The sequence below is a fragment of the Cryobacterium flavum genome, from assembly GCF_900103805.1.
GTDB classification, from domain to species: domain Bacteria; phylum Actinomycetota; class Actinomycetes; order Actinomycetales; family Microbacteriaceae; genus Cryobacterium; species Cryobacterium flavum.
Genome location: NZ_FNIB01000012.1, coordinates 79,318 through 99,303 on the forward strand (window position 1 = coordinate 79,318; position 19,986 = coordinate 99,303).

The 19,986-nt window shown below is 65.5% G+C and carries 26 protein-coding genes; 19 read left to right on the plus strand and 7 right to left on the minus strand.

Annotated elements, in window-relative coordinates; translation table 11 throughout:
* Positions 1-71 precede the first annotated feature (71 nt).
* On the minus strand, positions 72-2,429 hold the full coding sequence (locus BLS91_RS15725) for a trehalase-like domain-containing protein (protein WP_092341705.1): 2,358 nt from the start codon (positions 2,427-2,429) through the stop codon (positions 72-74).
* A gap of 194 nt (positions 2,430-2,623) precedes the next feature.
* On the opposite strand from BLS91_RS15725, the gene BLS91_RS15730 reads away from it, so the two are divergent.
* The 4 genes from BLS91_RS15730 to BLS91_RS15745 all read left to right on the plus strand — a co-directional run bounded on the left by BLS91_RS15730 (position 2,624) and on the right by BLS91_RS15745 (position 5,708).
* A complete protein-coding gene (locus BLS91_RS15730) occupies positions 2,624-3,223 on the plus strand; it encodes a hypothetical protein (RefSeq protein WP_104129519.1) in 600 nt (199 codons plus the stop codon).
* Between the two features lie 126 nt (positions 3,224-3,349).
* Positions 3,350-3,985 carry a copper resistance CopC family protein gene (locus tag BLS91_RS15735; protein ID WP_158252744.1) on the plus strand — a complete coding sequence of 212 codons (636 nt, stop codon included), beginning with the start codon at positions 3,350-3,352 and terminating at the stop codon, positions 3,983-3,985.
* Positions 3,982-4,497, plus strand: coding sequence for a copper chaperone PCu(A)C (locus tag BLS91_RS15740; RefSeq protein ID WP_092341708.1), 516 nt, complete (start codon positions 3,982-3,984; stop codon positions 4,495-4,497). Before BLS91_RS15735 ends, BLS91_RS15740 begins: the two co-directional genes overlap by 4 nt.
* Complete coding sequence (locus BLS91_RS15745; protein ID WP_092341709.1) at positions 4,497-5,708, plus strand: Dyp-type peroxidase; 1,212 nt, start codon at positions 4,497-4,499, stop codon at positions 5,706-5,708. The genes BLS91_RS15740 and BLS91_RS15745 overlap by 1 nt, the downstream gene beginning before the upstream one ends.
* Positions 5,709-5,840: 132 nt before the next feature.
* Here BLS91_RS15745 and BLS91_RS15750 read toward each other — a convergent pair whose 3' ends face one another.
* Complete coding sequence (locus BLS91_RS15750; protein WP_092341710.1) at positions 5,841-6,185, minus strand: HPF/RaiA family ribosome-associated protein; 345 nt, start codon at positions 6,183-6,185, stop codon at positions 5,841-5,843.
* Between the two features lie 414 nt (positions 6,186-6,599).
* Here BLS91_RS15750 and BLS91_RS20020 point away from each other — a divergent pair, with 414 nt between their 5' ends.
* Both BLS91_RS20020 and BLS91_RS15760 read left to right on the plus strand, forming a co-directional pair.
* Positions 6,600-6,773: a hypothetical protein gene (locus BLS91_RS20020; RefSeq protein WP_158252745.1), complete on the plus strand. Its 174-nt coding sequence runs from the start codon at positions 6,600-6,602 to the stop codon at positions 6,771-6,773.
* Positions 6,757-6,969, plus strand: a complete 213-nt coding sequence (locus tag BLS91_RS15760) for a hypothetical protein (RefSeq protein ID WP_092341712.1) — start codon at positions 6,757-6,759, stop codon at positions 6,967-6,969. The genes BLS91_RS20020 and BLS91_RS15760 overlap by 17 nt, the downstream gene beginning before the upstream one ends.
* On the opposite strand, the gene BLS91_RS15765 is transcribed toward BLS91_RS15760, so the two are convergent.
* Positions 6,962-7,732 (minus strand): hypothetical protein, encoded by a 771-nt coding sequence (locus BLS91_RS15765; protein WP_092341713.1) that lies wholly within the window; start codon positions 7,730-7,732, stop codon positions 6,962-6,964. The two genes, BLS91_RS15760 and BLS91_RS15765, sit on opposite strands and share 8 nt — an antisense overlap.
* Positions 7,733-7,854: 122 nt before the next feature.
* On the opposite strand from BLS91_RS15765, the gene BLS91_RS15770 reads away from it, so the two are divergent.
* Both BLS91_RS15770 and BLS91_RS15775 read left to right on the plus strand, forming a co-directional pair.
* Positions 7,855-8,073: a hypothetical protein gene (locus tag BLS91_RS15770; protein WP_092341714.1), complete on the plus strand. Its 219-nt coding sequence runs from the start codon at positions 7,855-7,857 to the stop codon at positions 8,071-8,073.
* A 56-nt stretch (positions 8,074-8,129) separates the two neighbouring features.
* Positions 8,130-8,873, plus strand: a complete 744-nt coding sequence (locus tag BLS91_RS15775; protein WP_092341715.1) for a DUF429 domain-containing protein — start codon at positions 8,130-8,132, stop codon at positions 8,871-8,873.
* Between the two features lie 88 nt (positions 8,874-8,961).
* Here the strand turns inward: BLS91_RS15775 and BLS91_RS15780 are convergent, their stop codons facing one another.
* A complete protein-coding gene (locus tag BLS91_RS15780; RefSeq protein ID WP_092341716.1) occupies positions 8,962-9,858 on the minus strand; it encodes a LysR family transcriptional regulator in 897 nt (298 codons plus the stop codon).
* 120 nt (positions 9,859-9,978) lie between these two features.
* On the opposite strand from BLS91_RS15780, the gene BLS91_RS15785 reads away from it, so the two are divergent.
* The 6 genes from BLS91_RS15785 to BLS91_RS15810 all read left to right on the plus strand — a co-directional run bounded on the left by BLS91_RS15785 (position 9,979) and on the right by BLS91_RS15810 (position 15,658).
* Positions 9,979-11,232 (plus strand): FAD-dependent oxidoreductase, encoded by a 1,254-nt coding sequence (locus tag BLS91_RS15785; protein WP_198412852.1) that lies wholly within the window; start codon positions 9,979-9,981, stop codon positions 11,230-11,232.
* The gene (locus BLS91_RS15790) at positions 11,229-12,065 is read left to right on the plus strand and encodes an NAD-dependent epimerase/dehydratase family protein (RefSeq protein WP_092341718.1); all 837 of its coding nucleotides are present in this window, start codon (positions 11,229-11,231) and stop codon (positions 12,063-12,065) included. The genes BLS91_RS15785 and BLS91_RS15790 overlap by 4 nt, the downstream gene beginning before the upstream one ends.
* Positions 12,066-12,097: 32 nt before the next feature.
* Complete coding sequence (locus BLS91_RS15795; RefSeq protein ID WP_092341719.1) at positions 12,098-12,886, plus strand: ABC transporter ATP-binding protein; 789 nt, start codon at positions 12,098-12,100, stop codon at positions 12,884-12,886.
* On the plus strand, positions 12,883-13,746 hold the full coding sequence (locus BLS91_RS15800) for an ABC transporter permease (RefSeq protein WP_092341720.1): 864 nt from the start codon (positions 12,883-12,885) through the stop codon (positions 13,744-13,746). Before BLS91_RS15795 ends, BLS91_RS15800 begins: the two co-directional genes overlap by 4 nt.
* On the plus strand, positions 13,743-14,741 hold the full coding sequence (locus BLS91_RS15805) for an ABC transporter substrate-binding protein (RefSeq protein ID WP_092341721.1): 999 nt from the start codon (positions 13,743-13,745) through the stop codon (positions 14,739-14,741). The genes BLS91_RS15800 and BLS91_RS15805 overlap by 4 nt, the downstream gene beginning before the upstream one ends.
* 110 nt (positions 14,742-14,851) lie before the next feature.
* A complete protein-coding gene (locus BLS91_RS15810; protein WP_092341722.1) occupies positions 14,852-15,658 on the plus strand; it encodes a thioesterase family protein in 807 nt (268 codons plus the stop codon).
* Between the two features lie 30 nt (positions 15,659-15,688).
* Here BLS91_RS15810 and BLS91_RS15815 read toward each other — a convergent pair whose 3' ends face one another.
* On the minus strand, positions 15,689-16,264 hold the full coding sequence (locus tag BLS91_RS15815; protein WP_092341723.1) for a helix-turn-helix domain-containing protein: 576 nt from the start codon (positions 16,262-16,264) through the stop codon (positions 15,689-15,691).
* A gap of 48 nt (positions 16,265-16,312) precedes the next feature.
* Between BLS91_RS15815 and BLS91_RS15820 the strand changes: the two genes are divergently transcribed.
* From BLS91_RS15820 to heR, 4 genes are all read left to right on the plus strand, one after another.
* Positions 16,313-16,774: a class I SAM-dependent methyltransferase gene (locus tag BLS91_RS15820; RefSeq protein WP_158252746.1), complete on the plus strand. Its 462-nt coding sequence runs from the start codon at positions 16,313-16,315 to the stop codon at positions 16,772-16,774.
* On the plus strand, positions 16,737-16,928 hold the full coding sequence (locus tag BLS91_RS19725) for a hypothetical protein (protein WP_104087927.1): 192 nt from the start codon (positions 16,737-16,739) through the stop codon (positions 16,926-16,928). The genes BLS91_RS15820 and BLS91_RS19725 overlap by 38 nt, the downstream gene beginning before the upstream one ends.
* On the plus strand, positions 16,925-17,107 hold the full coding sequence (locus BLS91_RS15825; protein WP_092341725.1) for a hypothetical protein: 183 nt from the start codon (positions 16,925-16,927) through the stop codon (positions 17,105-17,107). Before BLS91_RS19725 ends, BLS91_RS15825 begins: the two co-directional genes overlap by 4 nt.
* A gap of 265 nt (positions 17,108-17,372) precedes the next feature.
* A complete protein-coding gene (gene heR, locus BLS91_RS15830) occupies positions 17,373-18,176 on the plus strand; it encodes a heliorhodopsin HeR (RefSeq protein WP_092341726.1) in 804 nt (267 codons plus the stop codon).
* A gap of 154 nt (positions 18,177-18,330) precedes the next feature.
* On the opposite strand, the gene BLS91_RS20765 is transcribed toward heR, so the two are convergent.
* Both BLS91_RS20765 and BLS91_RS20770 read right to left on the minus strand, forming a co-directional pair.
* Positions 18,331-18,756 carry a TerC family protein gene (locus tag BLS91_RS20765; protein ID WP_233197174.1) on the minus strand — a complete coding sequence of 142 codons (426 nt, stop codon included), beginning with the start codon at positions 18,754-18,756 and terminating at the stop codon, positions 18,331-18,333.
* Positions 18,753-18,986, minus strand: a complete 234-nt coding sequence (locus BLS91_RS20770; RefSeq protein ID WP_233197175.1) for a hypothetical protein — start codon at positions 18,984-18,986, stop codon at positions 18,753-18,755. The genes BLS91_RS20765 and BLS91_RS20770 overlap by 4 nt, the downstream gene beginning before the upstream one ends.
* A 714-nt stretch (positions 18,987-19,700) precedes the next feature.
* On the opposite strand from BLS91_RS20770, the gene BLS91_RS15840 reads away from it, so the two are divergent.
* On the plus strand, positions 19,701-19,986 hold a 286-nt coding region (locus BLS91_RS15840; RefSeq protein ID WP_139165824.1), incomplete at its 3' end, for a transposase.

A 19,986-nucleotide genomic window follows, 5' to 3' on the forward strand; every position in this document is an offset into this window, starting at 1 on the left:
TCGGACAAGTGTCCGAGACGGGCAACGTTTTCACGGCTGACTCGCGGAAAACCCCGAGTCAGCCGAGAATTTCAGCGCCCGCGGTACTCGTCGAGCAGCTGCGCGCAGCGGATGAAGCCGAGGTGCGAGTAAGCCTGCGGGTGGTTGCCGAGGTGGGTTTCGGTGGCCGGGTCGAACTCTTCGGAGAGCAGACCGGTGGGGCCGGCCAGGGCGATCAGCTGGTTGAACAGTACTTCGGCCTCGTCGATGCGCCCGGTGAGCACGTAGGCCTCGATCAGCCAGGTCGTGCAGATGTGAAAGCCGCCCTCGAGGCCGGGCAGGCCGTCGTCGTAGCGGTAGCGGAACACCGTCGGCCCAACGCGCAGCTCGCGCTCGACCGCGCTCACTGTGAGCTGAAAACGCTCGTCGGTCACGTCGAGCAGGCCGGACAGGCCGATGTGCAGCACGGCGGCGTCCAGGTCGGGGCTGTCGTAGGCCACTGTGTACGACTGGGCTTCCTCACTCCAGCCTTCGCGCAGCACTTCGTCACGAATCGTGGCGGCGAGTTCCACCCAGCCGACCCCGACGTCCCTGCCGTGCCGCTCGGCGGTGCGGATGGCCCGGTCAACGGTCACCCAGCACATCGTCCTCGTGTAGGTGTGGTGTCGCGGCGAGCGCCGCGCCTCCCAGATGCCATGGTCGGGTTCCTGCCAGCGACTCGTGACGGCGTCGACCATCTCGGTCAGCAGGTGCCACTGAAAGTCCGAGAGCGTTCCCTGCCGGGCGCTCAGCGTGTCGATGAGCTCGGCGACCGGTCCGAACACGTCAATCTGCACCTGATTGTCGGCGGCGTTTCCGATGCGTACCGGGCGCGATCCGGCATAGCCGGGCAGCGATTCGAGACTGGCTTCGGTCGACAGCGATGAGCCGGTGACCGAATAGAGCGGATGCAGCCACTGCGCGCCGGGACTGTCCGCCACGACCCCGGCCAGCCAGCGCAAGAACCCGTCGGCTTCATCGGTCGATCCCAGGTCGACGAGCGCTTTCACGGTCATCGAGCCGTCACGCAGCCAGCAGTAGCGGTAGTCCCAGTTGCGGGTGCCGCCGATTCCTTCGGGCAGCGACGTCGTCGAGGCTGCGAGCACGGCGCCGGTCGGTTCATAGCAGAGGGCCCGCAGCACGAGGGCCGAGCGGCCGACGAGAGAGGGCTTCACGCTCGGCAGAGACAGTGAATTCACCCAGGAACGCGAGTCATTCATGACCGCGCCGCGACGGGCGGCCTCGCCGGCGGCATCCGGTATGTATGCTTCGGTGTCGCCGCAACGCAGGTTGAGCATGATCGCGCCCTGCGAGAGGTCGACGACGGCGGTGGCCGTTTCGTTGCGGCCGTCGCTGGTGACGGTGAAGTCGACGCCGGCGGCCGTCAGCACGATCGGGTCGGGGGTTCCGGTGATGGTCACCACACCGTCGGCGGCGTGCATGTTGAAGTAGGCGACGGCGTAGTCGGGGCGCGGTGCGAAGACGATGCGGGCGAGCCCGGTGCCGGTGAGCTTGCGCACGAGGTTGGTGATGCCAAGCGGTGACGGCTCGATGTAGTCGGTGACGGTGACGTCGGCCCAGCGGGTTTCGACGACCATGGTGTTGTCGACGTAGCGCTGGCCGAGCACGCGGCTCTTCTTGACCGGCTCGATCGAGAAGTGTCCGGCCTCTTCGCTGCCGAGGATGCTCGCGAACAGCGAGCCGGAATCGGGCAGCGGATGCGTCATCCAGCAGATGCGCGCTTCCGGCGTCACGAGGGCGGTCGAGGTGCCGTCGCCGAGCATGGAGTGGCGTTCGATGGCCACGACGTGCTGGCCGAACAGCCAGTCCTTGCGTAGCTCGAACAGCAGGGCCAGAATCTGGGCGAGCTTTTCGGGGCCGCTGATGCGGTGCGCGGCAACGGATTCGTCGTCACCGATGCGAATGCCGAGGTCGGGGCCGTGCAGGGTATTCATGGCCATTTCGTCGCTCGCCGCGTCGCCGGCGAAGAAGGCCGCGCTGACGCCGAGACGGATGCGCAGCCGGTCGAGGGCGACGCCGGAATCCTGCGACTCATCGGAGGGCTCGGGGGCGTCGAAGAATTCCGAGTCAAACTCGGCGCCGTTCGATCCCACCAGGTGCACCTCGCGGGGCAGCCGGGAATCGGCGGCGAGGTCGCGCAGCGGGCGGCCGGACATGACGGCGGTGTGGGTGTTGGGCAGGGCCGCGAGGGCGCGCAAAGCCGTCGCGGATTCTTCCAGCAGCACAGACGGCACATTCGACGCAACGTGGTGCGAGAGGGTGCCACCGTAGTTGCAGGCCACGAGGAGAGAGGGGGTGCGCGCGAGCTGTTGCAGATCCTGCAGTATCTCAGCCGACAGCCCCGTCAACGTGCGTGGAAGGTTCTTGGAAAGATTCAATCGTTGGGGCATTAGAGGTTCCTTGCAGAAGGGCGTCGGCCGTCAAACCAGTTGCTAGACCTAGGCGACGTTACCATTTGCCACAAGCTGCTCGGCGGCTGACGCACCGTCCGGCGGGCTGTTGTCAGAATCGGGCGGCCCCGCGACCCACTAGCCTGAAGATACGACCGTACTTTTGGTTGGTAACTTTTCGTCGGGTGGGTGACATGGCAACGAGGTGGGCGCGGTTCGCTCGCGGCTGGCTGACCGCCGTTGTGGCCGTGCTCGTCGCCGCCCTCTCGCACGTGGCCGCTGGCGGCCAGGCGCCCGCGCCGGTCAGCGTCTCGATCGCTCTCGCCTTTGCGGGCATGGTCAGCGTCGCTCTGGCGGGCAAGAAACTCTCCCTGCTGAAGCTCAGTGTGTCTGTGGGGTTCAGCCAGGTGCTGTTCCACCTATTGTTCGGGCTCGGCGGAACGGCCGGCTCCATGACGATGGCCGGGCACCACGGGTCGGCGACCGTGATCGTGGGGGCAGCATCCGCTTCGCTGACCTCGCCTGCGATGGGGTGGATGTGGATTGCCCACGCCCTGGCAGCGATCGTGACGATCGTGGCACTGCGCCGCGGCGAGCGCACTTTCTGGGCGCTGGTCGAGCTGGCGCGCACCGCGCTCGTGACCGTGGTCATTGCGCTCGGGCTGGTACTCGTTCCGCTTCGCGTGGCTCGACTGCGCGCCGCGCTGCACCGCGTGATCGAACCAGTCGACCTGGCCGTGTTGCTGTCGCCGATGCGACACCGCGGGCCGCCGCGCGCGCTCGCCGGCTTCTAAGCCCTCGCGCCGCGCCTCGCTCGCGGCACTCGTTTGAGAAGCCGGCACTGGTTTGAACCAGTGCCCCGAGCCCAAACACGTGCCATGACGCACCCATCCTTCTCGCGAACTCCTCGGAGGTACCGCATGCTCTCTTTCCCTGCCCGAAACCGGCTCCTCGCCGGTCTCGGTGTCCTCGCGCTCGCCGCAGCGTTCACGATCGGCGGCGTCGCACCGGCCGCGAGCGCGCACGATTCGGTGGCGTCCACCGTGCCGTCCGACACCGAACACGTCGACCTGGCACCCGCCACCGTGTCGATGCGGTTCACCGACAACATCATGCAGCTCGGCGCGATCATGCTCGTCGTTGATTCAGCGGGCACCGACTGGAGCGCCGGCGAACCCGCCCTCGACGGGCCGACGGCCACCCTGGCCGTTGACCCCGCCCTGCCCGACGGCGCCTACCAGGTGCGCTGGCGGGTGGTCTCGGCCGACGGGCATCCCATCTCCGGCACCTTCGACTTCAGTGTCGGCGACGCCAGCGCGGTGGCCACACCGACAACGGACGCCGCCGCTCCCGTTATCACCACCCCGACCGATTCGACCGTGGTCACCACCAACACGGCCGCCAGCACCGGCGGCGGGCTCCCGATCGGCGTCACCGCGCTCATCGGTGCCCTCGTCGGCCTCGGCCTCTTTCTCGGGGTTGTGGCGCTGACGCGCCGTGCAGCATCCGCTCGTCAACGCACAAATCCCCCCACTACAGAAACGACACACTCATGACCTCCACCACACCCCGCCTTCTCATCGTTGCCGCCCTGGGCCTGCTCGCCCTGACCGGTTGCGCCGCCACCACCGACACCGCATCCCCCGACACCGCGGCGACCAGCACGGCGACCGCAGCCGCGAGCCTCACCATCACCGACCCCTGGGTCAAGAGCGCCGAGACCGGAATGAGCGCCGCGTTCGGCACACTCGCGAATGCCGGCGACACCGACATCAACGTGGTCTCGGCCGAATCAACGGCCGCGACCATGATCGAGCTGCACGAGACCGTCGCCGACGACTCCGGCGCCATGGTGATGCAGCAGAAAGAGGGCGGGTTCGTCGTTCCGGCGAACGGCACCTACGAGCTCGCGCCCGGCGCCAACCACCTCATGCTCATGGGCCTCACCGAGCTGATCGTTGCGGGCGCCGAGAACACCTTCACCCTCACCCTGTCCGACGGGTCGACGGTAGAGTTCACCGCCCCGGCCAAGGACTACTCGGGCGCAAACGAGAGCTACGACAAATAATGTTGGTCGATCAGCCTGGTCGTCGCCTCAGCCGGCGTCACCTCCTTTTGGGAGGTGCCGCGGCCGGCATCGGCGCGGTCGGCGCGGTCGGCATCGAACTGGCGACGAATGCGCGCCCGCAGGTCGTGGCTCAGCCGCTCAACGGCACGCAGACCGTGCCGTTCTACGGCGTGCACCAGGCCGGAATCGACACCGTGCCGCAGAGCAACGCCACCATCATCGCGCTCGACTTGGCCCCGACGACCGATGCTGCGGCCCTGCGGCGACTCATGAAGGTTCTCACGAGCGACGCGGCCCGGCTCAGCCAGGGTGAGGCGGCGTTGGCTGACTCCGAGCCGGAGCTGGCCGTCGCGCCGGCCCGGCTCACCGTGACGTTCGGCTTCGGCCCTGGCCTCGTCGCCCTGGCCGGCGGCACCGCGCCGACCTGGCTGCGCCCCCTGCCGGCCTTCGGCGTCGACCGGCTCGACCCGGCCTGGGGCGATGGCGATCTGCTGCTGCAGATTGCCGCCGACGACGCCCTCACCGTGGCGCACGCCACCCGCATGCTGCTGAAAGACAGTCGCTCGTTCGGCACCGTGCGCTGGGTGCAGACCGGCTTTCGACGAGCACCGGGGTCGGTGAAGACCGGCACGACCATGCGCAACCTGTTCGGCCAGGTCGACGGCACCGTCAATTTCGTGCCGGGCACGCCCGACTTCGAACGGCTGGTTTGGGGCGCCGCCAGCAACCCCGGCTGGATGCTCGGCGGCACCGGCTTCGTGCTGCGGCGCATCGCGATGGGTCTCGACAAGTGGGACAAGCTCGATCGGTCCGGGCGGGAGGCATCCGTTGGTCGCACTCTCAGCAACGGCGCGCCGCTGACCGGCACCAACGAAACGGATGCCCCGGATTTTGCCGCGAAGACCGCCATCGGTTTTCCGGTGATCCCGGAGTTCTCGCACCTGCGGCGGGCCCGCAGCGAAAACCCCGACGAACGCATCCTGCGCCGGGGCTACAACTACGACGACGCGCCTACGGGCGGCAGCGTGTCGAACTCCGGCCTGCTCTTCGTCTCTTTTCAAGCGGATATCGACGCCCAGTTCGTGCCTATTCAGCGCCGCATCGACGCCCTCGACCTGCTCAACGTGTGGATCACACCGATCGGCTCGGCCGTCTTCGCGATCCCGCCGGGCTGCGCCACTGGCGGGTACATAGGCGACACCCTGTTCTGACCTTGCGGTTGAACCGGCTCGTGGCACGTGTTTAGGAGGTTTGCCCTGGTTTGAACAGGGGCCACCGTCTCAAACACGTGCCACGAGAGCGGATGCCGCGGCGCTGGCCACCGGCATCGGCCGCGTGGGCAGTTAGACGGTTTCGCCCATCGGGAGGTTGCCCTTGCGGGCGTCCAGCTTGCCGAAGTGGGTCTCGAGCAAGCTCTTCATCTTGTGCAGGGCGCCGGTGAGGGCTTCCTCCACGGCGTTGGCGTTCTCGGTGACGACGACCGGGGTTCCACCGGCCGGGCGAGCTTCGAGGGTGCACTTGATGTCGTCGGTGCTGCTGCGGCCGGCGCTGCCATCGGAGAGGTGAACCTCAACCCGGGTGAGGCGTTCGCCGTAGCGCGCGAGGGACTCTTCGACGATGGATTCCAGCGCTCCGGCAACCCGCTCGGTGCCGTCGACGTTGCTGTCGGTGTTCACGATGACCTGCATAATCACTCCTCTTAATTGCTGACAACTTCAGGCTACCGCTTGCGGATACGTGCCCATTGCGAGCCCGTTCGGCACCCACGGCATCCGCTCCCGGCGAATTGCGACCCCCCGGCCGGCCTGCGAGACTGGAAGTGATTTTGTTCCCAGTGTGAGGTTTAAACCAGTGAAGATTCTCGTCGGTTTCGCGCCGCAGTCCCTGCGCTGACCCCGTCGAACAGCCTTTCCCGGCTCCGGTGTCAGTTGCCCACGACACCCTTGGAGAATCCTTGGTAAGCACATCAGCCTCACCGTCGTCAGACCGCGCAGTTCCTGCTCGATACAGCGGACGCCCGGGTACGGAGCGACGAGCACATCTACGTTGATCTTCCTGACCCCGATGTGCCGAACAGCCGCCGGATCGCGGAGCCTGATTCCATGCAGATCAGATCCGACGCGAGCAGCCGGGTCGTCGCCATCGACATCGCCCGGGGCCTGGCGATCATCGGGATGTTTATCGCCCACGCCGCCCCGCGCGTTACCGCTGAATCGTGCGCTGCGTGGCATCCTTTGGCCGATCGGCGCCACCGGCGCAATGGCACTCACCGTTGACACGGTGCAGATTCTGGCTCTGGGCGCCGTCGCCAATGGCAGCGACATTGACTATCCGGGCTGGCCGCTGCTGCTCTGGATGCTGCTGCTCACGTTCATCGGTGCCGGTCTCTGGCGGTATTTTCTGGGCAAGGGGCCACTCGAACGCGTGCTCGCCGCACTCACTCAGGCTCCACGACCGGGCCGGCTCAGCTGATGCCACCAATACGCTCGAGCGCCGCGCGCATGATCTGTGCCTCCGGTGTCGGCGCCACGTGGTGGTTCGTGTAGATCCCCACCAGCCACTGCAGCACTTCGCTTTCACTCATGGCGACGGCATTCCAGTCCACGCCTGGCTCAGCCCCCGTGCGCGGTTCGCCGGTGAGCGGGTCGAGCCAGGCGCGAGCGATCGGAACGTCGGGGTCGTCGTTGTTCACATTCCAGAGCAGGGCGATCGGATGGTTGTCACCGTCGATGTGCTCGTGGTCGACGCGCCCGGAGCCGAGCCAGGGCAAGGTCAGCAGCTCGCCGATGATGCCAACCTCGATCAGCTCGAGCTGGGTCGGTTCGGTCTCGGGAACGTAGAGGGTGAACCCCTGCTCAAACCACTCGGCGGCCTCGTAGATCGAATCGAGCAACTCGTCGAGAGCATCGACCTCCTGCACCAGAATGAGCGCCCATTCCAGCAGAATCTGGGTCTGGTCGGCCGGCCACGGACTCTCCATCGGGTCGATCGTGCCGTGAAAGTGAAAGCTCGGGCCGGCTTCGTCGAGCAGCACGTGCAGTTGGCCGCTGTCGTAGTCGATCGACAGGTTGAGCGCTCCGCCCTCGTCGTCGCGGTCGGCGAACAGATCCGGGTGGGCCAGTTCCGGCGGCAGAGTGATCGCTGCGGCGAGTCGGGGGCCCAGATCGAGAACAACGCGAAACTGAACGGTCGGCAGGCGCAGGGTTTCATCCTGCTCGAAGTGCTGGTCTGACATGGTTCGAGTTTATCGACCACCAGCCGCCCTCGACGTGCCGGAAGAGCGTGCCGGTCCAACGCGCACAAGCGGATGCCCGCAAGCTCTCGCGCAGCAGCCGGCGGCGTGGCAGACTGCGGCCTATGGATATCGAGCTGTGGTGGCCCACGCTGACTCCGTCAACGCGGGAGTGGCTGATGCAGAACAACGGCGATGCCGTGCCGCCGGAACTCGTGACCGAGATCACGAGGGCCGGCGGCGGGGTCGCCACCGACAGCGAGAGTGAGCAATCCGGCGTCTCTCTGAGCGACGACGACGTCGACTGGATCGAGACGGTCGCCAACGAAGAAGAACCAACCTGACCAGCGTTCTCGCATCCGCTTGAATCGGTCAGTCGGGTCCACCGTAAGCTGAGCGTATGCGCACCGCCGGAGTGGACCTCGCCGCCGAGCCCAAAGGCACCGCGCTTGCTGTCATCGACTGGACCGGCGCCAGGGCGTTCTTGTCTGAACTGCACCTCGGCGTCGCAGACGAGATCATCGTGCGCACGGCGGGCACCGTTGACAAGCTCGGCATCGATTGTGCGTTCGGCTGGCCCGACGAGTTCGTGCAGTTCGTGGTCGCGCATTCCAGCGGCGACCTGCCCGGAGTCGACGGCGGAATGGCCTGGCGACGTACCCTGGCCTACCGCGAAACCGACCGGGAGGTGCGAAAGATCACCGGCCGCTGGCCGCTCAGCGTTTCCACCGACCGGCTCGGACTCACCGCTATGCGCTGCGCCGGCCTGCTTTCCCGAATCTCCGCGGCCGGTATTCCCGTCGACCGGGCCGGTTCCGGAGTTGTCGCAGAAATCTACCCGGGCGCATCGCTTCGCCTGTGGGGGTTCTCGACGACGGGGTACCGCACCGACGCCGCCAGGCGCTCGCACCTCCTGGCCGAGATTCAGGATGCCGCACCCTGGCTCGATCTCGGCCCGCACGCCCCACACATGATCACCTCAGCGGATGCCTTCGACGCCGTGATCGCGGCCCTCGCCGCCCGCAGCGCCGCGCTGGGATTCTACGAACCGCCTGCGCCGGCCATGCTCGATCGTGCCCGCCGCGAGGGCTGGATCGTGCTGCCGAACGGCCCTCTCGCCGAGTTATTGCCATCCGCGAGATGACCGCGCCCGAAATCGGTGGCCGCTACGCCGGTTACCGTAGCCGCCACCCACATCGGGCGCGGTTGCGAACTTAGATCGCGTTGACGCCCTATCCGAGCGGGCGTGCCTGCGCGCTCATAACCGAGAGCAGTGCCTGCACGTGCGGGGTGCCTGGCTCGTTCCAGGTGGCCCAGGTGCGAATGGCCAGGTCGAAGCTCGGGTCACGCTCGGCCCGCACGGGAATCCACACCCAGTCGGGCAGGTGACGGGCGGCCGACGACTGGGTGAGGAGCACGGCATCCACTTTGGCGGTTACCGCGATCAGCCCGCTGTGTTCACTGAACCGTCGAAACACCCACTGCATCGAGACTCCGGCGGCCGCCGCCGCGGCACGCAGTCGAATCTCCTCTGCGGCGATTTCGCCGACCGCGTGGGCCATCACCGAAAGGCCATCGAGTTCGGCGAACCCCACTTCGGCCAGGCCCGCAAGCGGCGAATCAGCCACGACAGCCACGCCGATGGTCTGTTTCATGAGTAGCATCGACCCGCCAGCCTCCGGTGCCTCGCGGTGAAGCAGCGCAACATCGACCAGCTTGCTCTGCAGCATCTGCCACTGCTCGTCAGTCGTCGCCTCATGCAGGGTCAACGCAATCGTGGGAACCTGGGCGTCGACGGCCTGCAGCAGCGCCAGAAACCAATCGTACGGCAGGCCCTGCGGCACGCCAACGTGCAGCATCTGGCGGTTCTGGGCGGCCGTGCGCAATACCTCGGGAATGCGATCAACCTGCGCGAACACGGTCTCGCAGTGTCGAAATAGTCCGGCGCCTGCGGCCGTCAGGGTCACCCCGCGTGGGCCGCGATCGAAGAGGATGTATCCAATGGAGCGCTCCAGATCCTTGATCTGGCGGCTGAGGGCTGGCTGCGTGATGTTCAGGGCCGTGGCGGCCCGGCTCACCGACCCGAGCTCGGCGACCTTGGCAAAGTAGGTGAGGTGGCGCAGTTCCATAACCTCAGGGTATCGCCCCCGTGCTTTCTAGGCATTTTACCTATGGCATCCGGTCATTCAGACTGGGGCCGGCGGCAACTTCCGTCACAACGACGTGAACTTGAAAGTGCTGGTGTATTCGTGACACGTGAAACCCAATTCGATGTGGTCGTCATCGGCGGCGGATCCGCGGGAATCGCGGCGGCCATCGGGGCGGCCCGCACCGGGGCATCCGTGTGTCTGGTTGAAAAGTACGGTTTTCTCGGCGGTGCCGCGACGACCAGTTCGGTGCTCGCGCTGTGCGGATTCTTCGACCAGAACAAGAACCAGGTCGTGGCCGGCGTTGGCCAGCAGGTGCTCGACCAGCTGCGACGCCGCGATATCTATCAGACCCAGACGATGCCGGAGACGGGCAACACCATCGTGCTGCTCGATCTGGAAACCACCAAGAGCGTCTACGACGACCTCATCACCGCCGCCGGCGTGCGCCTGCTGCTGCACAGCCAGCTGATCGCGGCGACGACGACTGGCGGCGCGATCAGCTCGGTCGACGTCGTGCACCGCGGCGGCATCGAGACCATCACCGGCCGCGCCTTCGTGGACTGCAGCGGCGACGGAGCACTCATCGACGCGGCTGGCGCGGGCGCGATCGTGTCGGTGCCCGCCGAACGGCAGGCCAGCACGCTCGTCATGCGGGTCGGCGCGGTGAGTGAAGACGCTGACCTCTCGATGGCCGGAATGACCAGGGCAGTGGATGCCTACCGCCCCCGTTCAGAGATGCCCCTGGTGCGTTCGAACGGCATCGCCGTGCGCATGCCGCTCTCCCGAGAGGTCATGCTGCTCATCGCCGACCACCACGGCGACGTCCTCGACGTGACGGACCTCACCGCTGCCGAGGTGCAATCACGCCGCCTGAGCTGGCAGTACCTCGCCGCGTTCCAACAGTCGCTGGCCGGCTGGGAGAACAGTTTTCTCGCCTCGACCGGGCCGCAACTGGGCATTCGGGAGACCCGTCGGCTGCGCGGCCGACAGTCGGTGAGCGCCGATGACGTGTCTACCGGCCGAAAGAACGCGCTCGACCCCATCGCCAGGGGCGGCTGGCCGATGGAAGGGCACGTGACCGTCGGCGTCACCGAGTACGGCGGCATTGCCGACAAGGGCTGGTATCACGTGCCGTACGGGGCCATCTGCTCCGACACCACCGAGAACCTGTGGGCTGGCGGCCGTCTGGTGAGCAGCGACAATCGGGCCTACGCCTCGCTGCGGGTGATGGGCACTTCGTTTGCAACCGGGCATGCCTGCGGAGTCGCCGCCGCCGTGTATGCCGCCGGCAACGCCCACGACTATGCCCGCACCCGCATTCTGCTCGACGAGCAAGGAGCCCTTATCTCATGACCCTTCGACGAATCGCCCTCACCGGGGCGGCCGGGTCGCTCGCGGCCGATATTATTCCGGGACTGTTGGCCCGCGGCCATACGATCGTGGGCATCGACCAGCGCGCGCCCGTGGACACGTTCGGCTGCGAGTTCGTGGAGTGTCTGGTCAACGACCGCGCAGCAATGCTTTCGGCTCTGCGCGGCTGCAACGCCGTCATTCACCTGGCCGGAATTCCGCTGGAGGCCGAGTGGGCCGACATTCTGCGGGCCAATATCGATGGCACGCAGGCGGTCCTCGAGGTGGCCGAGCAACTCGGAGTCCGGCGGGTCGTGCTGGCCAGCAGCATCCACTCTGTTGGTTTCGTACCGGTGCCGACCGACGGCTCACTCGTGCCCGACGACGTGCCGGTGCGCCCGAATACCTTCTACGGAGTTTCGAAGGCTGCCGTCGAAGCGCTCGGCAGCCTGTATCACGACCGGTTCGGGCTCGACGTGATCTGCCTGCGGATCGCGTCCCGCTTCGCCGAACCGACCGGTGAACGCACGCTCTCCACCTGGCTCTCCCCAGCCGACGCCGTGCGCCTGTTCGACGCCTGCCTACAGGTTCCCAGCCCGGGTTATCGCACAATCTGGGGCGTTTCGGCGAACACCCGGGGGTATCTCAGCGCGGAGGGCGGCGCTGCAATAGGCTTTAGACCCGAGGACGATTCCGAACGTTTCGCCGAACGGATGTTCGCTGCCAGTGACACAGACCCGTCGCTCCTGGCTTCCGACTGGGATCGCGCCTACATCGGGGGCATTTTCAGCTCGCCGCAACCACCATGCTTCGGCGGCCATCCCCCACGCCCTTGACCTCGGGATTCGCTACACAGACAGGAACAGAAATGACCGACACCGTGGGCAAAGATGCCTTTGTCGTACGCCACCTCTCCAAAGTCTTTGGTGGTGCGGGGCAGGTGCACGCCCTGAGCGATATCAACCTCAATCTGAAAAAGGGCTCGTTCACCTGCATTGTTGGGCCAAGCGGATGCGGCAAGTCCACTCTGCTGCGCATTCTGGGAGACCTCGAGGCGCCCACGTCGGGTGACGTGCAGATCAACTTCAGGCAGACCCGGGTGCCGCGCTCGGCCTTCGTCTTTCAGGAGCACGGAGTGTTTCCCTGGTTCAACGTGCTCGAGAACGTGGCGTTCGGCCAGAAGATGGCGTCGGTGTCGAAACGGGAACGCGAAAGCGAAGCCCGCAACTGGATCGCCGAGGTCGGCCTGACCGGTTTTGAAGACGCCTACCCGCACCAGCTCTCCGGCGGGATGCGCCAGCGCATCGCCATCGCTCGGGCGTTCGCGACCGGATCGCCGTCACTGCTGATGGACGAACCGCTCGGCGCTCTCGACGCTCAAACCCGCATCCTGATGCAGGAACAACTCGTTCGCCTGTGGGAGGTCGAGCGCAAGACCGTGGTGCTGGTCACCCATTCGATTGAAGAAGCACTGCTGCTCGGCGACCAGATCGTCGTAATGTCGGCCAGGCCGGGTCGAGTAAAAGAGATCATCGACGTGCCGTTCGGTCGCCCGCGCAGCGTCGCCATGGAAGCGAGCCCGGAGTTTGCACGCATGAAACAGGACATCTGGGAATCGCTGCGCGATGAGGTTCAAGCCTCGATGAGCTTCAAATGACCGTCACAGAGGGCGTCGCCCGCCGCGTCACCGAACTCGACCAAGCCATCGACCAGGAATTCAAACGTGAGCAACGACTGCGCGCCCGCGACCTCGGTTTGGCCATTCTCACGCCGATCGTGCTTCTCGGCCTGTGGGAACTCGCCGCCGCAACGGGAGTGCTCGACGCACGCCTGTTCAGTCCGCCCAGTGCCATCGGCGAACGTGGCGCGGAGATGGTCGCGGACGGTTCCCTGTTCGTGCACATCTGGGCCACGGTCGGCCGCCTCGCGTTCGGTTTCATCGCCGGCTCCATTCTCGGTGTGTTCGCCGGGCTCATCATGGGTGTTGTGCGGCCGATTCGCGCGGCCCTCAGCCCCACTTTCACCGCGCTGTACGCGCTGCCGAAGATCGCCATCCTGCCGCTGCTGCTGCTCATCTTCGGCCTAACCGAAACCCCGAAGATTCTCGCCGTGGCCATCTCGGTGTTCTTCGTCGTGCAGATCAACACCCTGGCCGGCATCATGCAGATCGACGCCCGCATTCTGGAATCGGCGCGCGCCTACAAGGCCACCGGCATCCGCTTATTTGTGAACGTGCTGCTGCCCGCCGCTGCACCAGCCATCATGACCGGTCTGCGAGTCGCCGCCGGCATGTCGGTGATCGTCGTCACCGCGGTGGAATTCGTGGCCTCCAACAACGGCCTCGGCTACCTCATCTGGAACTCGTGGCAGCTGTTTCAGCCAGCCACGATGTTCGTCGGCCTTATCGTCGTCTCGGTCATCGGCGCGCTCGTCACCGGGCTCATTATCGTGCTGGAACGGGTGCTCCTGCCATGGCGCAACTCGAACAGCCCCAAGAAAAAGGAATCGAAAAAGTGAAGAAACTGAAAATCGTCGCAGCAATGTCGCTGGTCGGGCTGGCGCTGTCTGGATGTGCAGCAGCGGATGCCCCCACTGCGTCCGGCGAACTGCAAACGGTGAACGTGGGTCACGTTCAGCTCGCGATCTTCTCGCCGCTCTATGTTGCTGAGGCCAAGGGCTATTTTGAAGACGAGGGTATCGAGCTGAAGCTTGAAGCGATCAAGTCGGGGCAGGACGCCGTACCGCTTGCCGCGAGCGGCAAGCTCGACGTCGTCGTGTCCGGCTTCTCGGCCGGCCTGTTCAGCGCGGTAGAAACCGGCCTCGACGTCAAGGTGGTCGGCTCTATGGGAGTCTCGGCCGGAGACGAGGAAGAACCGCCCTCGGCGCTCATTGCCGCCAAGAAGCTCGTCGATGACGACACCATCACCGACGTCGCCGACCTCGAAGGGCGCAAGATCGCGGTCGCCGGCGGCGCCGGCGGAACCGGAGCCTTCTACGTGGGGATGGCGCTCGAAGAAGCCGGACTCTCGATCACCGACGTGGAACTGGTCACCCTCGGCAACCCGGACATGCCCACCGCGCTGGCCAACGGCAGCATCGACGCCGCATTCGCATCGGCACCGTTCTGGAACATGCCCGTTGAAGACGGAACCGCGGTGAGCCTGTGGACCACGCCCACCGGGACATCCGGTACCGGGGTCATCTACGGCGGAGACTTCGCCGGATCTGAACTCGCACAGAAGTTCTTCACCGCACTGACCCGTGGCGCGCAGGACCTGCAGGGCGACGACCGGTACACCGACGAGAACCTTGCCATTATTGGTGCCGCGACCGGCCAGACCGCCGAGCAGGTGGCCGCGGTACCGCTGTACCGCTGGCTGCCCGACCTTGCGCCGCTGCCGAAGCAGCTCTCCGCGATGGAACGCATGTGGATGGAACTCGGGGCGATCGTCTACACCGACCCGATTCCCGAAGCCGACTACGTGGACGCCACGTTCGCGCAGAACTCCTAGACGCCCTTCCCCGGGTCGTCCAGCCTGATCGGGCACCCCGGGCTGAATCGCCGCGCTCAAACACACCTATGGTGGATGGCAACGCCCGCGTCTGACAAAGGAGAAGCCGTATGCCCGAAGCACCCCCTCGAGCGAATGCCTATTTCGAGCCGATCGCGCCCGGCCGCTACCGGCCGACCGAGCATGCCGGCGGCGCCTGGCAGGCCGACGAGATCCACTTCAGCCCGCTCGGCGGCCTGATCGTGCACGCCATCGACCTGCACCGAGCAGCCGAGGCGGGTGGCGCCAACGGCAAGGAGCTCGGGCGTATCAGCTTCGACATTCTGGGCTTCCTTGCCGCCGAGGACTGTGAGGTCCGGGTCGAGACGATCCGTCCCGGCCGCACCATCGAGCTCATCGAGGCGACCGTCATCATCGCCGGCCGTCCGGCCGTGCTCGCTCGCGCCTGGTTCATCGCGACCGCCGACACCGCCGCCGTCGCTGGTGGCGGATCGGTCTCCCTACCCGCACCCGACACGGCGACCCCGTGGTCGATGACCGACATTTGGCCGGGAGGGTACGTCGCCTCCCTGGAGACGAAGGCCGTCGCACCTCCCCTACCCGGAGAAACGAGCGCGTGGCTTCGCACCGACATCGCACTCGTCGCGGGCGAGGCAATAAGCCCCCATGCCTCGTTCATCACCCTGGTGGACACCGCCAACGGAATCGCCGTTCGCCAGTCGCCGCTGGACTGGGCGTACCCCAACCTCGACCTCACCATCCACTTTCACCGGCAGCCGACTGGCAAATGGGTGGGGCTGGAGACCACCGTCACCTTCGGGCCGGCCGGCCACGGCATCACCAGCAGCGTGCTCCACGATGAGTCCGGGCCGGTGGGCCGCGCCGAGCAGATCCTGACCGTGCGGCCGATCAGCTGACCCTGCCCCTGCAGACCCGCACCGGCAGACTCATTGCGGATGCCGGTGGCCCGGTAAGTGCGCCCGCTCCCCGTCGTGGTCGAAGATCGTCAGTATTTCCACGGGTCCCTCGTACGCCTCGATGGTGTGCGGGGTCATCGTGGAAAACTCGGCTGCCTGGCCCTCGCGCACGAGGATGGTTCGCTCGCCGAGCCGTAGCTGCACCGTGCCGCTCAGCACCGTGAACCACTCGTAGCCGGGGTGCACCTTCGTCTCGCTGATCACACGGTTGGGCGTGATGCGCATCTTGGCGATCGTGACGCCGCGGCGGTCGCGCTCGCGCGACAGGATCCACAGGGTCGATCCGGCCATCGTCTCCGGCTCCGGGCGGATGACAACGTCGTCGTCGCCGTCGGGCTCGACGAGCCGGTCGATCGTCGTGCCCAGCGCATGAGCTATGGGCACCAGCTGGTCGAGGGCGATGCGGCGGTGACCCGTCTCGATGCGACTGAGCGTTGAGGCCGACAGGAAGCAGCGAGCAGCGAGTGCGTCCAGCGTCCACCCTCGGGCCACGCGCAGGCTGCGAATGCGTTGGCGAACGACGTTCTCGACTATTTCTTGCGTCATACGCAAGAGTCTATGCCATTAGCGAATGAACCGCATAGCGTAGTAGGCATGACACCGACCCACACTCCCGCGAACCACTCGCACCACGATCGGCCCGGCCACGGTCCCGCGCTGGGAGATGACAGCAACCTCGCTGAGTTCCTCAACCTCGACGGCGTGCTCGGAGCCCCGGTCCTGGCTGCGGCGCTCAACGCCGCTGCCGGTGCGCTCGGAACCGCTCCCCGAACCGTCGTCGACCTCGGCGCCGGAACAGGAACCGGCACCCTGGCGTTGGTGGCGCAGTTTCAAAACGCGCAAATTCACAGCCTCGATGCCTCGCCGTCGATGCTGGACCGGCTAGCCGCAGCAGCGGCGACCGCAGACGTCGACGACCGCATTGAAACGCACGTGGTCGACCTCGACGGCGACTGGCCCGCCGTGCTGCCCCACGAGGCCGACCTTGCGTGGGCCGCGCCTGGCCTTGCAGCTCACTATGAGCCTGGCTCGTCTAACCGAAGACCTTTCCGCTGACGATCTCACGGCCCTCGAGGCCGCGATCACCGCCCTCGTGGCAGGAACGTCAGAGGTCGTGATGACGTCGGGGCGCTTCAGCTGGATCGCCTTCCGACCGATCACAACGGGGTCAAACCAGCACGACACCGGCGCGCAGGGAGACAGCCGGTGACCGACACGCTCCAGGCCGATGTCGTTGTGGTCGGAGGCGGCCCGGCTGGCCTCGCGGCCGCGATCTATGGCATCCGCATCGTGTCCGGAGTTGCAACCGGCGTGTCCGGCGTGTCCGCATTCTTGCGGTGCTTCCGGCCGCACGGGCGACCATCACTCGTGTCGCTCATGGAGCGGTGACACGCAGAGTGCTGTCGTGGACGACAAGTGAGCCGGATTGCAGCGATCGCGGTCTTGGACGCGTGCGTAGAAGCCTGCACGGCTCGGCGGCAGAGCAGCCGTTAACCTTCGGGGCCGACTCCGATCGCTCGCGGGGAAGGCGCACGCCACAGCTGGAAAAATGGCCATCCTCATCCCGGTTTTCACTCGTCGAACCCGACAGTGGATTCGGCGGTGCCAAGATGTTCTCAAGGGCACTCGCCCCCACGAACGAAGGAGCCGCCCCATGCCCAAGAGGGTCTACTCACCCGACGAGCAGATCGATCGGCTGCGGATCTATAACATTGTCGCCGGAAGTCTGCACCTGCTCCAAGCCGCCGGATTTGCGGTGATTCTCACAATGCTGAGCTCGCAGGTTCTGTTCGCCGTGACGGCGGACTACCTGGCTGGCCCTCCCGGAGTTCCGATTCCACCGGAACGGGTCATCCTCTTCGAAGTGAACATCGGTGTCGGCGTCGTCGCGTTCTTGGCCCTTAGCGCCTTCTTCCACTTCCTTATCTCAAGTCCCTGGTTCTTTGCGCGCTACAAGAATGGGTTGCAAAACAACCACAACTACTTTCGATGGGTCGAGTACTCCCTCAGCTCGTCGATCATGATCTGGCTCATCCTGGCGATCAACGGGGTCACCGATATCGGTGCGTTGTTCGCCGTTTTCGCCGTCAACGCGGCCATGATCCTGTTCGGTGCTCTGCAGGAGAAATACGAACAGCCCGGCTCGGGCGGGCTGCTGCCCTTCATCTTTGGGTCGATGGTCGGCATCGTGCCGTGGATCCTGATTCTGATCTACTTCTTGCGTCCAGGCAGCGTCAGTGACGTCGCGGCCCCCGGCTTCGTCGTCGGCATCGTGATTTCGCTGTTCCTGTTTTTCAATACCTTTGCTGTCAACCAGTGGCTGCAGTACAAGCAGGTCGGCAAATGGAAAAGCTACCTGCAGGGCGAACGCACCTACATCACCTTGAGCCTGGTGGCGAAGACCGCGCTGGCCTGGCAAGTCTTCTCGGGTGCCATCATCCCGGCGATCGCTAGCTAGGCCGCTCCACACCGGGAGCGGCCTCACTGCCCGAGCGTACCCGCAGCGCGCGACTTGCTGCCCTGCGGAGTCGGCCGAGGCGTCCGCACTGTCGAGCCGGCCCCTGATCGAAGCTGTGTGGGGATCAGGGGCCATGTCCACCGAGGGATCAGCGTCACTCATCGGAGCGATCCCTCCCGCTGCCGGCAGGCACTCGTCCACGGCGGCGGTAAACCGGCTCGACCGCTGCAAGTTCCTCGTCGGCGGCGATCCGGAACACCCCTGCAGGCTCGGTATGCACTTCGCTTCGGCCTTGACCGCGGGTGGCTCGGAGGCTGGCCACCATGGACACCGTGATGATGGTCACGACCACTGCCAGGCTCATCGTGGTCGGGATGTAGAAGACATCCAAGAGCAGCATTTTAATACCCACCCAGATCAGAAACGGTTCGCTAGTGAGGGCGAAGATAGCCGGGATCGAGTCAACGGCGAAGATGACGTCCGTGATTTCCACCAGCACCAGCACGGCCAGCAAGGGGGTCGCCACCGCGATTCCTGCCTTGCGGATCAGAAACCTCAGCGCAGGGTACGCGTCGGTCATCGGCACGAACCGACGAAACACCTTGAGAATGCGGGATTTCTCGGGGTGGACGTGGTCAGCGTCCACACCAGCACGCCGAATGCGACACCGAGAGTCACCCCCACGATCGACCAGACGGCGGCTTCCCGCACACCGATCACGTGAGCTCTGCGGTGGGCGACTTGGTCGACGGCGAGCATCAGCAGGATCACACCCAGGACAGCGAACCACGCCCACAGGGGGACAGTCATGACACGACCTCCACGAAATTTTCGTGAAGGTCTCATCGGCCTTGCGGCCCTGCGCACCGGAACCCGCGGCGGGAACATATTGACGGTGCGGAGCGAGGATTACTCCCCTTCTGTGGTCATTCGACAGGAGAGGGTGTTTCACGTCAACTGGGCCAGCCGAGGAATGTTTGAGCGAAGCAGGAAAATGCTTGTTTGAGTCGCGATGGCGAGCGAGGCAGTGCCAACAAATAGCCCTCGCCTGGATGCTCACGGATGAAGGATTGCGACCGGACGGCTGCCCGTCAATCACCATGATGTGGGTGAATTGTGGGCAAAACAGCACTCCACAGTGAGCAGAAGTCCCTCTGATCAGGGATAAAAAGGGCGGTACCGGTGGGATTTGAACCCAAAGTCCCGCCCAATCACCGCCTGGTGAGAGGTCAACTTCCCCGCAAAATCAACGATTTTGGGTCACTGTACCGCCTAGTGAATCACGCCGAATTTTTTCAAGTGTGGGCAAAATGTGGCATGCGCCCCAGCGTAGGAGTGTCGAGCACCCGCTCACTCACCAGCACCCCGACGATGCGCTTCGGCCGAATCAACACCAAGGTGAACTACCTCTCCGGCAAATGACACTGTGAACCGTCCCTGATTTCTTGCCGCTTTCTTTCTAGTGAAAGGATTCGGTTATGCCCAAGAAATTACCCAGATGAGGTTCGTGAGCGAGCGGTTCGTATGACGCTTGATCGTGTGAAGGATTACCCGTCGATGTGGGCCGCGTGCCGCGAACTGGCCCCCAAGCTCAACGTCGGCCCGGAAACGTTGCGGAAGTGGGTCAGGCAGGCGCAATCCGACGCGGGAGAACGGACCGGCCCAACGAGCGAAGAGCTCGAGGAGATCAAGCGCCTCAAGCGCGAAAACCGGGATCTTCGGGAAACTAACGAGATCCTGAAAGCAGCGGCGTCTTTCTTGAGCTCAGGGAGCTCGACCCTCGCAACCGTCCATAGTCGCGTTCATCGTT

Excerpts from the sequence above, each read along its gene's own strand:
- BLS91_RS15725 (WP_092341705.1), bottom strand. The coding sequence starts at position 2,429 with ATGCCCCAACGATTGAATCTTTCCAAGAACCTTCCACGCACGTTGACG.
- BLS91_RS15730 (WP_104129519.1), top strand. The coding sequence starts at position 2,624 with ATGGCAACGAGGTGGGCGCGGTTCGCTCGCGGCTGGCTGACCGCCGTT.
- BLS91_RS15735 (WP_158252744.1), top strand. The coding sequence starts at position 3,350 with ATGCTCTCTTTCCCTGCCCGAAACCGGCTCCTCGCCGGTCTCGGTGTC.
- BLS91_RS15740 (WP_092341708.1), top strand. The coding sequence starts at position 3,982 with ATGACCTCCACCACACCCCGCCTTCTCATCGTTGCCGCCCTGGGCCTG.
- BLS91_RS15745 (WP_092341709.1), top strand. The coding sequence starts at position 4,497 with ATGTTGGTCGATCAGCCTGGTCGTCGCCTCAGCCGGCGTCACCTCCTT.
- BLS91_RS15750 (WP_092341710.1), bottom strand. The coding sequence starts at position 6,185 with ATGCAGGTCATCGTGAACACCGACAGCAACGTCGACGGCACCGAGCGG.
- BLS91_RS20020 (WP_158252745.1), top strand. The coding sequence starts at position 6,600 with ATGCAGATCAGATCCGACGCGAGCAGCCGGGTCGTCGCCATCGACATC.
- BLS91_RS15760 (WP_092341712.1), top strand. The coding sequence starts at position 6,757 with ATGGCACTCACCGTTGACACGGTGCAGATTCTGGCTCTGGGCGCCGTC.
- BLS91_RS15765 (WP_092341713.1), bottom strand. The coding sequence starts at position 7,732 with ATGTCAGACCAGCACTTCGAGCAGGATGAAACCCTGCGCCTGCCGACC.
- BLS91_RS15770 (WP_092341714.1), top strand. The coding sequence starts at position 7,855 with ATGGATATCGAGCTGTGGTGGCCCACGCTGACTCCGTCAACGCGGGAG.
- BLS91_RS15775 (WP_092341715.1), top strand. The coding sequence starts at position 8,130 with ATGCGCACCGCCGGAGTGGACCTCGCCGCCGAGCCCAAAGGCACCGCG.
- BLS91_RS15780 (WP_092341716.1), bottom strand. The coding sequence starts at position 9,858 with ATGGAACTGCGCCACCTCACCTACTTTGCCAAGGTCGCCGAGCTCGGG.
- BLS91_RS15790 (WP_092341718.1), top strand. The coding sequence starts at position 11,229 with ATGACCCTTCGACGAATCGCCCTCACCGGGGCGGCCGGGTCGCTCGCG.
- BLS91_RS15795 (WP_092341719.1), top strand. The coding sequence starts at position 12,098 with ATGACCGACACCGTGGGCAAAGATGCCTTTGTCGTACGCCACCTCTCC.
- BLS91_RS15800 (WP_092341720.1), top strand. The coding sequence starts at position 12,883 with ATGACCGTCACAGAGGGCGTCGCCCGCCGCGTCACCGAACTCGACCAA.
- BLS91_RS15810 (WP_092341722.1), top strand. The coding sequence starts at position 14,852 with ATGCCCGAAGCACCCCCTCGAGCGAATGCCTATTTCGAGCCGATCGCG.
- BLS91_RS15815 (WP_092341723.1), bottom strand. The coding sequence starts at position 16,264 with ATGACGCAAGAAATAGTCGAGAACGTCGTTCGCCAACGCATTCGCAGC.
- BLS91_RS15820 (WP_158252746.1), top strand. The coding sequence starts at position 16,313 with ATGACACCGACCCACACTCCCGCGAACCACTCGCACCACGATCGGCCC.
- BLS91_RS19725 (WP_104087927.1), top strand. The coding sequence starts at position 16,737 with ATGAGCCTGGCTCGTCTAACCGAAGACCTTTCCGCTGACGATCTCACG.
- heR (WP_092341726.1), top strand. The coding sequence starts at position 17,373 with ATGCCCAAGAGGGTCTACTCACCCGACGAGCAGATCGATCGGCTGCGG.
- BLS91_RS20765 (WP_233197174.1), bottom strand. The coding sequence starts at position 18,756 with ATGACCGACGCGTACCCTGCGCTGAGGTTTCTGATCCGCAAGGCAGGA.
- BLS91_RS20770 (WP_233197175.1), bottom strand. The coding sequence starts at position 18,986 with ATGACTGTCCCCCTGTGGGCGTGGTTCGCTGTCCTGGGTGTGATCCTG.